The organism is Clostridioides sp. LIBA-7602 (assembly GCF_056688945.1).
Window position 1 is genome coordinate 660,285 of sequence record NZ_CP196991.1, and the last position, 12,562, is coordinate 672,846.

General features: G+C 27.0%; 10 protein-coding genes. All 10 read right to left on the reverse strand.

Annotated features, from left to right (window positions below):
- Positions 1-408: 408 nt before the first annotated feature.
- A complete protein-coding gene (locus ACTG45_RS03380) occupies positions 409-2,130 on the reverse strand; it encodes a M56 family metallopeptidase (protein ID WP_479918140.1) in 1,722 nt (573 codons plus the stop codon).
- Positions 2,131-2,505 carry a BlaI/MecI/CopY family transcriptional regulator gene (locus ACTG45_RS03385; RefSeq protein WP_021383268.1) on the reverse strand — a complete coding sequence of 125 codons (375 nt, stop codon included), beginning with the start codon at positions 2,503-2,505 and terminating at the stop codon, positions 2,131-2,133.
- 780 nt (positions 2,506-3,285) lie between these two features.
- A complete protein-coding gene (locus ACTG45_RS03390) occupies positions 3,286-4,122 on the reverse strand; it encodes a sensor histidine kinase (RefSeq protein WP_234781090.1) in 837 nt (278 codons plus the stop codon).
- Positions 4,123-4,721: 599 nt separating this feature from the next.
- Positions 4,722-5,432, reverse strand: a complete 711-nt coding sequence (locus ACTG45_RS03395; protein WP_479919820.1) for a LytR/AlgR family response regulator transcription factor — start codon at positions 5,430-5,432, stop codon at positions 4,722-4,724.
- A gap of 201 nt (positions 5,433-5,633) precedes the next feature.
- Positions 5,634-7,754: an FtsX-like permease family protein gene (locus ACTG45_RS03400; protein WP_479919821.1), complete on the reverse strand. Its 2,121-nt coding sequence runs from the start codon at positions 7,752-7,754 to the stop codon at positions 5,634-5,636.
- Positions 7,744-8,496, reverse strand: a complete 753-nt coding sequence (locus tag ACTG45_RS03405) for an ABC transporter ATP-binding protein (protein WP_479919822.1) — start codon at positions 8,494-8,496, stop codon at positions 7,744-7,746. The genes ACTG45_RS03400 and ACTG45_RS03405 overlap by 11 nt, the downstream gene beginning before the upstream one ends.
- 1,100 nt (positions 8,497-9,596) lie before the next feature.
- Complete coding sequence (locus tag ACTG45_RS03410; RefSeq protein WP_021383287.1) at positions 9,597-9,773, reverse strand: hypothetical protein; 177 nt, start codon at positions 9,771-9,773, stop codon at positions 9,597-9,599.
- A gap of 94 nt (positions 9,774-9,867) precedes the next feature.
- Positions 9,868-10,449 (reverse strand): TetR/AcrR family transcriptional regulator, encoded by a 582-nt coding sequence (locus ACTG45_RS03415; RefSeq protein WP_021383265.1) that lies wholly within the window; start codon positions 10,447-10,449, stop codon positions 9,868-9,870.
- Between the two features lie 121 nt (positions 10,450-10,570).
- On the reverse strand, positions 10,571-11,398 hold the full coding sequence (locus ACTG45_RS03420) for a MerR family transcriptional regulator (RefSeq protein WP_479919823.1): 828 nt from the start codon (positions 11,396-11,398) through the stop codon (positions 10,571-10,573).
- Positions 11,399-11,604: 206 nt separating this feature from the next.
- Positions 11,605-12,498: a CPBP family intramembrane glutamic endopeptidase gene (locus ACTG45_RS03425; RefSeq protein ID WP_479919824.1), complete on the reverse strand. Its 894-nt coding sequence runs from the start codon at positions 12,496-12,498 to the stop codon at positions 11,605-11,607.
- Between the last annotated feature and the right edge of the window lie 64 nt (positions 12,499-12,562).

A 12,562-nucleotide genomic window follows, 5' to 3' on the forward strand; every position in this document is an offset into this window, starting at 1 on the left:
TATATAAAACAATTCTGTTCACATTTAATTAGCTTTATATGTATAATTTATAATATAATATTTAAGTATAACTATGTTTTTGAGATATAGAATCATGTAGGAGGTAGAATATTCTAATAAATCTATTTGAATATTCTAGATAGTGTATTATTTTTTAACCAAATCATTTTCATTCATTTTGCCAAAATTGAGGAAATATAAATCCTTTAATTCCTACTATATTTTTGTATCTTCAAAATTTATAAAAGGTATCTTAATAGTCATAATGAATTTTAAAAAAACTTAATTACAATTTTTAAAGATATAAAAGATATAGATAAAGACAACATACAAAATCATAGTATATTGTCTTTATTTTATATCTTTAAATTACAACAGTCACTGATAAACCCTTTCTGCCATAAAACTTTACTTAAATTCAACATCAGTATATCCAGTTAGAGAAATACCAATTTGAGTGGCTTCAGTACCTTTCTTATAATTAAATCCAGTATCTGTCTTAGTAAAATAATTAGGATAAACAAGTAAATCATATATTAAGAAGTCTTTATCTGTAGCTGTTAAAGAAATCTTGCTATTATCATATTTATTCTTTGAAGTAAATTGAATTCCTCCATTTGCAGCATCAATGTTTATTACATCAGTACAATTATTTGGCAAGTCATAACTAAAGTCACCATTACGAACTTTGACATTCATAACATGTTTTACATTTGGAACATAAAGCTTAACAAAGTCTGTGTTACCCATTGATGAAACTTTTCCAGATATACGAACTATCCATTTACCATTCTCTTTTGTAATATGAACATCATAGTATTTACCATCATAGCTAGCTTCTATTTCATTGGAAGAGGAAGGCAGTATCTCCAAACCTCCATTATAAATATCAAAAGACATATCGAGACTTTGTATATTATCTGGTAGTTTGCCACTACTAGAAACGTCTAGTTTTTGCGTATTATCTGCTGATTTATTGTTGTTTTTATGTGTGTCTGAATTTGAATTGTTTTTAGTAGAAGGATTAGAATTTATCTTTTTGTTTTTATTGTTATCAACTTGAATTTGTGGTATTGTATATGCTCCAATAGCCGTTGCCCCAACTGTAAATAAAATCGTTATCATAAGTGTAAAGAAGACTACTAATTTTGATTTTTTTCTAAAATTCATAATTGCCCCCAACCTTTCTTTTAGTAATTTCTTGCTTTCACTTAGAGTGACAGAAGCAAGGGATTCTTTATATTTTCCAACAGTTGCTATAGAGTCTAGTAGAGTCTTTCCATAGTCTTGTACATTACTTGAATCTAGTTTTTTGATAATTGCTTCATCACAAGAGAACTCACATGCTTTGTTAATTTCTTTCCCCATAAGATATACAAGGGGATTAAACCAGTGTAAGCAAACTGTAATTTGTACTAGCCATTTATAGAACATATCTAATCGACGATAATGTGTAAGTTCATGTAGCACGATATACTGGAAATCTTTTTCTGTAATATCTGCCCTTGGTAGTACAATACATGGACGGAAAAATCCAATCAATAATGGAGAAGAAATAAGTGGGTTGATGCAAAGCTCTATAGCCCTTTTTATTTTTGTTTGACCTCCAATAATTGCAAGTCTGTCCAATAGCTCTATGTCTGAAATAGGGACTTGTCCAGCTTGTATATATCGTACAAAGCTTTGATAAATTGTTACCTTTCGTATGAATAGGATAAGAGCAATTACCAACCAAATTAGCCAAGTGTTATTTACTAATAAAGTAATTATGTCTTGCACTGCCTGGTTATTAGTGGGTGACTCTGTTTTATTTATATCTTTTTGATTGTTTTGTTCATTATTAATGGATTGTGTATTTTCATTATCACTTAAAATAGATTGATTTTGTTGTGTAGGGTGATTTTCATCAGTGTGATATATAGCATTGTCAAATATTTGAAAAATGCTTCCCATCAAGTTTGTTTCTGGTGTAAATGGTAATAATAGTCTCATAATGACAATTAGCCAGATATAATATTGCCATTGCCTACTTATTTTGTCTTTAAAAATTTGCTTGAATGAAAAAAGAATTAGAATAAGCAGTGAACCAGAAAGGGACATTGACAAGAATACTTTCATTACATTATTCATTTATCTTTTTCCCCCCTCCAAAAGCTCCTTTAGTTCATCGTATTCTTCATCAGTTAGCAAATCACTTTGAATTAAATTGGAGACAAGACCTTTTACATTCCCTTCATAGACTTTATCAAGTAGTTTTTTTGTTTGGCTTGTCTGATATTCTGCTTCTGATATAAGGGGAGTGTATTCATTTCGGCGTCCTAATTTTTTTGCTTTTAGATACCCTTTATCCATAAGTCGAGATAAAAGTGTTATTAGTGTATTTTTTTGCCATGTTTTACCTAATGATGTTAACTCGTCTAAAAGAAATGCAAAAAGTACTGGTTCATTATTTGCCCAAATGATTTTCATAATTTCAAGCTCAGCATCTGATAGTTGTTGAACCACTTGAATCTACCTCCTTTTGTATGACATTATGTCATTTTATTTTAGTATAATGCCATGTCATACATTTGTCAATAAACTTATTTAACTTAGAAGGAGTGATAGTTAGAAGTGAGGATTTTTTGGTGAAATGGTAGAAAATATGGTTGCTAAAAGAAGAAAGTCAGTGATAGATAGAAAAAATCAATATAAGTGGTAGATGGGAAAGCTAGTAATAGAAAAGATTAATAATAAGTAGAGATAGTGAGAAGAAAAGATTAATTACAAAGATAAAGAATAAGAATAAAGGTTAATAATAGAAAAGATTAATAATAAGTAGAGATAGTGATAAGAAAAGATTAATTACAAAGATAAAGAATAAGAATAAAGTCTAATAATAGAAAAGATTAATAATAAGTAGAGATAGTGATAAGAAAAGATTAATTACAAAGATAAAGAATAAGAATAAAGTCTAATAATAGAAAAGATTAATAATAAGTAGAGATAGCGAGAAGAAAAGATTAATTACAAAGATAAAAAATAAGAATAAAGAAGTAATTACAAAAAGAAATAACAAGAATAAAAGATTAATTATAAAAAAAGAGATAATTACAAAAGAAATAACAAGAGTAAATATTAATGACAAAAAGGAAGAACCAATAACATATAAATACAAATATTGTTATTGATTCCATGTATATGCAAGTTTTTATATATATAATTTTTTATATAAAGATTCTAGTAATGAGATTGGATAATAGGAATATTCTTAGATTTATATTAAGATACCTAATATAGTTTTGGTTAAAATAATCTAATATAAAGAAATAAAGAAAATTCATTATCTGTATAAGAGATATTTAATTCTCCATTGTACTTATCAACAATTCCTCTAATATTCTCAATACCATATCCATGAGAATAACTATCTTTTTTGTCTGAAACAAATAAATCTTGCTTTTTATTGATAGGATTTACTTTGTTGTTTGTCAACAAATAGCTAAAATACTCCTTTTCACAACGTGCCTTTAACACCACTTTTCTATTTGATAAATCTTGTATCTTCAAAGAAGCTTCTATAGCATTATCCAAAGAATTTGAAAAAATAGTACATAAATCTATAGGCTCTATACCTAAGTGATTGTCTATGTCTATATTAAAGTGGACATCAACTCCATTTTCTTCTAATTTTGTATGGCGAAGATTTAAAATTGAATTAAGAGCTTGATTTTTACAAAATTGCTTTCCACTAAGAGTACCAAGGCTTATTTTCAACTGATTAAAATATTCTTTAGCACCATCAGTATCGTTAACCTCTAAATACGATTCAATCATTTGAAAGTGGTTATTCATATCATGTCGTATTTTACGTATCTGAATTTGTTGATTTTCTAGCAAATCGTAGTATTTTTCTTTTATATGATTTGCTTGTTTTTCTATCTTCATCTTTACATTTTCAATTAGTGGTTGTAAAAGAAGTATTACACCAATATTTGCTATAATTGCTGATAAAATGATTATATAAGTTCCATAAGGCAAGTCGCCTAAGAAAATATTATTTACACTACCCATAGGAATTAAATTAGTTGGTGGCAGAATAATAGCAATTAATATTGATAAAAATGAAGCCATACATACCATGTCGATAAAAATCCATATCTTATTTGATAGGTATTGTTTTATATTGATTAATCTATTTTTTAAGAAAATATGTATTAAAAACCAAAACAATAGTTTAATCAGAGCGGAAATTATCTTGACAATTGAAAGTATAAAAAGATAATCCCTTGAACAGATAAGCCCACTATACAGAGGATTGTTTATAAAAAGAAAATTAATACCAACTATAATAGGGTAGAGTATCATGATAATTGATACTATGGGAATTAATTTACTTTTACTACAGATTATAAGCATTATAAAATACCCAAGTAGTGTAAATAGAATATTTACAGGGTCAGAAACCCATATTATCATTTGACTAATAATTGAGTAGCCAAAAATTAATATGACTTTAAAAATCCAATGATTTCTAAAGTCTATAAAATAAGAAGTCAACTTATAAAGAAAAAAGGCTATATAAATATGAATTAAAACTATGATAAAAGTTGTACCATTATTAATTAAAGAATAAGAATTCATTTAAGATACCTTTCTAAAAAATAATATTTTAATATGTATTTTAAAACTAATATTCTAATATCGTCCTTGAACTTAAATTTCTAACATGATTTTTGAAATTAAGATTCTAACATATACCTTGTAAATTTTCCTACGACCTCCTGATATTTTTTACGGCTTATAGGTATTTTTTCATTCTGAACTTTAGCATAAGTTTGACTTATACTATCTACATGGTTTAGATTAACAATATACCTTTGATGTGTACGTATAAAGTTAGAGGGAAGAATACTTTCCATATCGTTTAACTTTCCATAATATTCTAATGTTCTCTCAAAGGTTACTACAGTCAATTTTCTTAGCTCACTTTTAAAATAGATAATATCTTTCATATTGATTTTACAAAGGTTAGTTCCAATTTGAACTGTAATAAAATTTTCTTTCCATTGTTCTAATTTTTTTAGTGCTTCTTTTAATACCTCACATATTTTTTCACTTTTATAAGGCTTTAAAATATAGTTCAAAGCTCCTACATCATATCCGTGAAATACATAATCAGAAAATCCTGTGACAAAGATGATTATAGTGTCTTTTGAATATGTTCGTATAGTTTTTGCTACATCAACACCGTTACTTTTTCCAAGTTCAATATCTAAAAAAATAATATCCATATAATAGCTTTCGTGTTCTAGGTTATATAGTAGGCTTTCACCATTTGAGTATTCTTTTATTTGGCATGGGTAACCCCACAAATCCATTTCTCTTGTAATGATTTTATTTAACATGTTTCTTTGTTGTTTTTCATCATCACAAATACAAATCGAAATCAATGTCTAATCTCCTTTCAAGTTTTTTGTTTATATAATTAAGTATATAATATATTTTGCTACCTAGATATATAAAATGAGATAACAAATATATCCAGGTAGCAAGATAAAGTTTTCTATATTAGTATGGGTTTATACCTAAAACTATTTTATTAAACTTAAAACTATCTTATTAAACTTATTTTAAGATTCCAGTGATTTTTCTTATTTTGAAATCCCAATAATATTTTTGAATTTTTTATATGTTAATAGATATATAAGGAACATATAAATACCACAAAGCCCTATAAGACCTAAATTTATCAAAAGAGCATTGACCTCACTACTTACAATTCTACCATCATTGTTAAGCATAATCATAAGGTTAAACAGATAGATTACAAAGCTTCCTACAATAAGAGGGTATGAAAACACCTTTTTTAATTGGTTTCTAATACAGAATTTTATATAGTCGTTATTCGCTCCTAATCGACTTAAATCCATAAAAACCTGCTTATGATTTACAGCTATAGTAACACCTCTTGTATATGCAATGATTCCAACTGCTGTAAAGCAGATGATTGCCACATATATGAATAACATCAAGAAGACTGCCATATTTTTTATCATATCTTGACTTTGTAAAATTTTAAAATTAGGATAGTACTTCCAATTAAGATACAATTGATTATTATCTGGTTCTAGTTTTAAAGGACCTTCTCCACTTGGATAACTTTCATCCATAAAATACTTTTCTCCAGTTGATTCATAACGTTTTTTTACATACTCATCATAACTAGTGAACATTCCCAATTCTTTAGATGTTCTTTTTATAATCTCTGCCTTTAAATCACTAGCAAAAGCATAAGTATCTTTAGACTTATCTACATTAAATAGTACAGAATTATTGTAATTTTTTATAGATAAATCCTTAGCAAATGCTTTATAATCATTTTCATTAAGAACATAAACATTCATACTTCTATTTTGAAAAAAAGAACCATTAAAGATTAGGTTTCCAGCATGTTTAAAAGGAATTTCTTTTTCTGTTACTGGACTTGATATAAATTTGGTATAATCAGAACCTTTATTTTCATTTTCCTTATTTACAACAGCGAGATATTCCCCATTTTTTATAGTTATGGGTTTGCCAATTAATTTAGAAAAATCTTTGGAATTAAAGAACATGTCATATGAACTTTTTTTTAGGTACACCTTATCAATAGTTCCATTTTTATGATGTGTTGACTCTGTACCATCAACAATCAATTCAATAGAAGGAATTTCCATATAGTTTTGAATATCTATATTATATTTATCTGCTAATTGTTCAATATCTTCTTTTGATACCTGTTTATCTCTTTGATTGTAGGTAAAAGTGTAATCTATAGGGTTGTTTTTAAGATTATCATAAATTCCTGTAACCATGTTAGGAACATAGAATACAGCAAATAATGCTCCTGCAATTAAAAATGAAATAACACACATATTTTTTACTGTCTGTCTTCCCATAAATCTCATCATGCTAGTTGATATGATATTTTTGTAGTATTTTTCAGGATGTTTTCCTCTTTTTGCGTGTACAACTATATATGTCATAATCATATAGATTCCAACAGCAGAGAATAGATAGGTAATGCTCCATATAGATGGTAATAGATAATTTAATTTATCTATAACTATTGAAGGTACAACATAACCTAAAACAATACCTAGTATAGTAAAAACTATACCTAATATACCATACCATTCCTTTACATCATGTATTGGTTCAGATATTCTTTGGTCATTTAGTATATCAATTATATTTGTACGATTAATAAATTTTACTGAAAGCATAAATATACACAATGTCACAAATATACAGAATATAAATCCATAGATGAATCCCTGAGTTCCAAATTGATAAGTCATTTCTCTAGTATCAATAATCACTAATTGGAATATCTTCCATATACCAAAGGATACAGGAATACTTAATATAAGACCTAAAAAACAGCATATTATAGAAATTAATAATATTTCTGAAAATAGAAGTTTTTTTAATTTCTTCTTGTTTGCTCCTAGAGCCATGAAAATACCAATTTCTTTACTTTTAAATTTTAAAAATAGAGAAGAAGCGTATGTAGTAAATACAGCACATCCCAATATGGCAACTGAGAATATCATTGTAGCTTGTTTTCTGCTATCTCCACCAGTTGGCAGGATGTTTTGTACTGTTGGGCTAAAATAAATTAGAGCATATGAAGTAACTAGTACCACAGAAAGTATTATACAAAAGAATAAGGTTGTATAGTTCTTCCAATTATAGGCTCGAAGTCTTCCATATAATTTATTAATTGTCATCTTGACCGCCTCCCATTTCTTTTAAAAGTTCTAGTAATTCATCTAGGAATTCGCGTCTTGAACTTGATTTTACAACCTCCTTATAAACTATTCCATCTTTAAGTACGATAACTCGGTCACAGAAGCTTGCTGCAAAGCTATCATGTGTAACCATAAGTATAGTAGCATCTAACTCCTGCTTTGCCTTTAGAAATGAATCAATGACTGTACGACAAGACTTACTATCAAGGTTACCAGTTGGTTCATCTGCTAATATTAAATCTGGATTGTTCATAAGTGCTCTTGCCACAGCTGTACGTTGTTTTTCTCCACCAGATATTTCAGCAGGGTATTTTTTCTTAATATGTTCAATACCAAACAGTTCACATAGACTGCCAGCACGGTTTTCCATTTGTAAGACTTGACCACCTTTGATAATTTGTGGAACGCAGATATTTTCAAAGACGCTAAGCCCATCAAATAGCATGAAGTCTTGGAATACAAATCCTAATTGTTGGTTTCTGACTTCAGAAAGTTCTTTTTCCTGCAAATTTTTTATATTATTGTTTCCAAGAGTTATTTCACCATCATCAATTGGGATAAAGCATGAGATACAGTTTAGGAGAGTGGTTTTTCCGCTTCCTGATGAACCCATAATTGCTACAAATTCCCCTTTATTGATTTCAAAAGAAATATTTTTTAATACTGGATATGTTTTATTACCTGTTTTGTACGATTTATATAAGTTGTTTACTTTAAGCATATATATCATCCTCGCTTTCATTTATCTTGTAAGTCAATGATAGCATTTGAAGGGGTTAGAGGAGTACTAGCTCTATTGTAAGAATTGGGTGTTTTTTTGTAAGACTTGAAAATATATTATTGATAGTATGAGAGATTAGCATAGCGAAATGGATTATATTGAATAGTGATAGTTGAAAAGCTTAAAGGTGTAGAGCATAAATAAAAAAGTTACAGAGTAGTTGGGCAGTATTTAGAACAGTAATGTAGAATAAGAAGTTATGGAATAGTGAAGTTAGATTAAAGAAAAAATGTATAAAGTAAAAGTAAAAAAGTTATAAAATAGTAAGGTTATATTAAAATAGTAAGGTTATATTATTGAAAAGAATTATAAAGTAATAGAAAAAGGATTTTAAAAATATAAATTCAATAGAATTGAAAAAGTATATCGTAGTATTAAACCAAATAAATCGTTAAAAAGAATTTGAAGTTTGTAGTTAAAAGTATAAAAATACTAGTAGTACAAAAACAATAAAGAATCTTATAAAAATATAAGTAGAGATTTAAAGATATTGTAAAAAGCTGTAGAAATAATTTTAAGTCAGTCAAATATTTCTGTATCATAGCAAATCATTATAACAAAGACCTCATCATAGTAAAGTAACTATCATAGTAAATATACCATCAAATAAAGGCACTATTTAATAAAAATGCTATTATAGTAAATATAGCATCTAACAAGTGAACTATTTAATAAAAATACTATTATAGTAAATATAGCATCTAACAAGTTAACTATTTAATAAAAATGCTACCATAGTAAATATACTATCTAACAAATGAGCCATTTAATAAAAATACTATAATAGTAAATAGATTATCAAATAAATGAACTATTTAATAAAAATGCTATTATAATAAAAATACTATCTAACAAATGAACTATTTAATAAAAATACTATCATAGTAAATATACTATCAAATAAAGGCACTATTTAATAAAAATACTATCATAGTAAAGTAACTATCAAATAAATGAACTATTTAATAAAAATGCTATCATAGTAAAGTAACTATCATAATAAATATACCATCTAATAAACATATCATATAATAAAGACATTAATTTCTTACTAAAAAAGCTACTACAATCAACAACGAAAAAACAATTGAAAGTATCGAAAAAGTAAAGTGAGAATTTGAGTCATTATTACGGTTATTAAGCTTTATCCATAAACCATATACAATTGTACACAATAATAAAACTGCTGAGATTACTCCTATAAATGTAAAAAACATTAAAACTTCCTCCCTATTTAATGTAAGTATCTTTTAGTCAATGAGAATATTTTCAACCATCACCAGAATTATAAATTAAAAAGCTAATATATCATTATTTTATAATATCTACTAGAAGTAAATCTAATTGAAAGTCTATTAGACTATTTCTTTGTTCAACATTCATAATATCAATACCACTATATTTATAAAAAGCATCATAACGAAGACAAAGCAACTGAATAAATGAAGTTATTTGATATGCAATAGTTCTGTATTCAGCTTCAGTTTTTTTATTGTTCTGGCTTTCATAATGAACCTTAACTAAAGGAAGTATCTCAAATGGATAAATAATTTCTTCTTGTATCAATATGTAGGGTACAGAAACCTTTATAAATTGACTATGCGCACCTATAAAGTCAAAAAATGTAATTAGTATTTCTCTTAATTGCTGTTTAGGTACTAAATTTTTAGTATCATGTGTATCTTTATATTCATCCATATGATGTTTTAAAATTTTTTTAATAGCAGTATTAACTAATGCTTCTTTAGATTTAAAATAATAGTTAATCATAGCTAAATTGACATTTGCCTTAGTTACAATTTCTCTAGCTGTAATGCTTGAAATATCTCTATTCAAAGATAGTAACTGAATTGTAGCATTAATTAGCTGTTCTTTTGTCGAATCTATTTTCATAATTTTCCCCTCAAAAATTTCCCTATAAAAAAAATTAAACGTGTTTAATACACGTTTAGATACTATCATGAAAATTTTGGGATGTCAATGGTGCCTAGTGCTTATGTGTTTAAGTGCAAATCTAATAGACTTTTATAAGTGGGATTTGAACTTCTGTAAGATAATTCTCAGGATTTGATTCATTATGCTCACCTTTATGACCAATTTGTCTATTTATACCTGACATTTTATAATCACTATTTTTGTCCAACCAATAACAAAAGGACTCATATGCACCAGCTATGTTTTCATATGGACCATACACCATAGTGCATGCCATTGTATTAACTTCTTCTGTCTCACGATATGTAAATTCAGACTTATTCTTACCAAATTTCTTTACGACCATTCCAACCTCGACATCTACACCATTACCTGTAAGTTCTTCATCGTGATAAAATGCTATATTATTGTCGGATTGACGTGATACTTCTATATGTTCTTCCTTAATAAAATCGTATAACTTCTTCCAGAGAATACCTTCATAGTAGTAGTCTGGTATTATTTCTCTAAGCGATATGATTTTATAGCTTGGAATTTCCTTAAAGACAACATTGTGATGAATCTCATCTTTATCATGGTTTATAGCATCTATAAACCTATCAATTTTATTTATTCTCTGTTGCTCTTGTTTTATTTCATTTTTTATTTCATTCTTTTTTCGATTTAATTCTTTAATTACGAATTCATCGTCCCAGTTATGTACTATATTTGATATTTCTGCAACACTAAATTTTGAATCTCTTAATAAGACTATTTTTTGTAAAGTTGAAATCTGTTCAACTGAGTAGAGGCGATAACCTGTATATTTATCTATTTTTGCTGGTTTTAGAATACCAAGCTCATCATAATAACGTAACATACGAATAGATACCTGTGTTAATTTTGAAACTTCTCCAATTTTAAACATGAAAATATGACCTCCTTTTCACTTATAATTAGTATATATTTTGTTTTTATATACTTCAAGCGTTTAGGGAAATACATTTATTTTACAGTTTTAGGTATAATTACATGGAGTAAAACACCATTGGATTATAGTTATATCAAATTACAAGTTATCTTACACTTTATGGTTAATATTTTATAGCTAATATTTTATAGTTAATATTAAAATTACCAATCTAGCTCAAATTCAAAATCATCTGATTTTATTTGTTCAATTTCAGAATCTACTTTCTGTTTAAACTTATTAGAAGAAACTATATATACAACAAATATTAGCTCAAATAGTATTTGTACATATTGAGATATTGCACACAATTTAATAGGGCAATGTAGTAGTAATTGAACATTAAAGAAATTGTTCATCATATGAACAAGTCCAGCAGCTAGAATACTTCTATTTGTATTTATATATACAAAATTAATTATAAAGGTTAAAAGTATAATATTTGGTATAAATAAAACTGCATCAAATAAAGAAGATTGTGCTAGAGTATATGGCATTTGACCAGGAGTAAAGTACGACCCTAGATACCAAATTCCACAAATAATACCTAAAATAATTGAAGAGGTTGTAAATCCAAATCTGACCAATAGTTTGTCAATAGCATATCCTCTCCATCCTGCTTCTTGACTAAGTATGCTTAATATAAAGCTTGATAATAGCATAAATGTTATTTTAGAAGGTTCATATATTGCTATGTATTTCCAATTTATATTAGAAGTCTTCACATTAAAGTAATTTCCGATTATTAAAGAAACAATAAACATTAAAGCAAAGAATAATATTGTCAATAAGGGCCATTTTATACTCATTTTTTTTAAGCTAAAACATCTATAAATGAAATCTTTTTTTGCGTTATCTGGATATATTGTAGAGATAAAAAATAGACCTACAATAGCTGGTGACGTATATCCAAGATAAAAAATGATTTCTCCAAGTATCGTGTCTGTAATTCCAAATAATACAGGTGTAAGACTGAATATCCAATTTAATAATAAAGTAAGTGTAAAGAAATAGGTTAAGTGTTTATTTGTATTAAAGGGGGTATTATATATTTGCATTTTTTCACTATCCTTTCGTTTTATAATAGTGTTTTAATTTATTTGTTTTTTTATATACTAAAAT

Coding starts and splice junctions, on each gene's coding strand:
- ACTG45_RS03425 (WP_479919824.1), bottom strand. CDS start 12,498: ATGCAAATATATAATACCCCCTTTAATACAAATAAACACTTAACCTAT.
- ACTG45_RS03380 (WP_479918140.1), bottom strand. CDS start 2,130: ATGAATAATGTAATGAAAGTATTCTTGTCAATGTCCCTTTCTGGTTCA.
- ACTG45_RS03410 (WP_021383287.1), bottom strand. CDS start 9,773: ATGTTTTTTACATTTATAGGAGTAATCTCAGCAGTTTTATTATTGTGT.
- ACTG45_RS03390 (WP_234781090.1), bottom strand. CDS start 4,122: ATGGTATGTATGGCTTCATTTTTATCAATATTAATTGCTATTATTCTG.
- ACTG45_RS03420 (WP_479919823.1), bottom strand. CDS start 11,398: ATGTTTAAAATTGGAGAAGTTTCAAAATTAACACAGGTATCTATTCGT.
- ACTG45_RS03415 (WP_021383265.1), bottom strand. CDS start 10,449: ATGAAAATAGATTCGACAAAAGAACAGCTAATTAATGCTACAATTCAG.
- ACTG45_RS03405 (WP_479919822.1), bottom strand. CDS start 8,496: ATGCTTAAAGTAAACAACTTATATAAATCGTACAAAACAGGTAATAAA.
- ACTG45_RS03400 (WP_479919821.1), bottom strand. CDS start 7,754: ATGACAATTAATAAATTATATGGAAGACTTCGAGCCTATAATTGGAAG.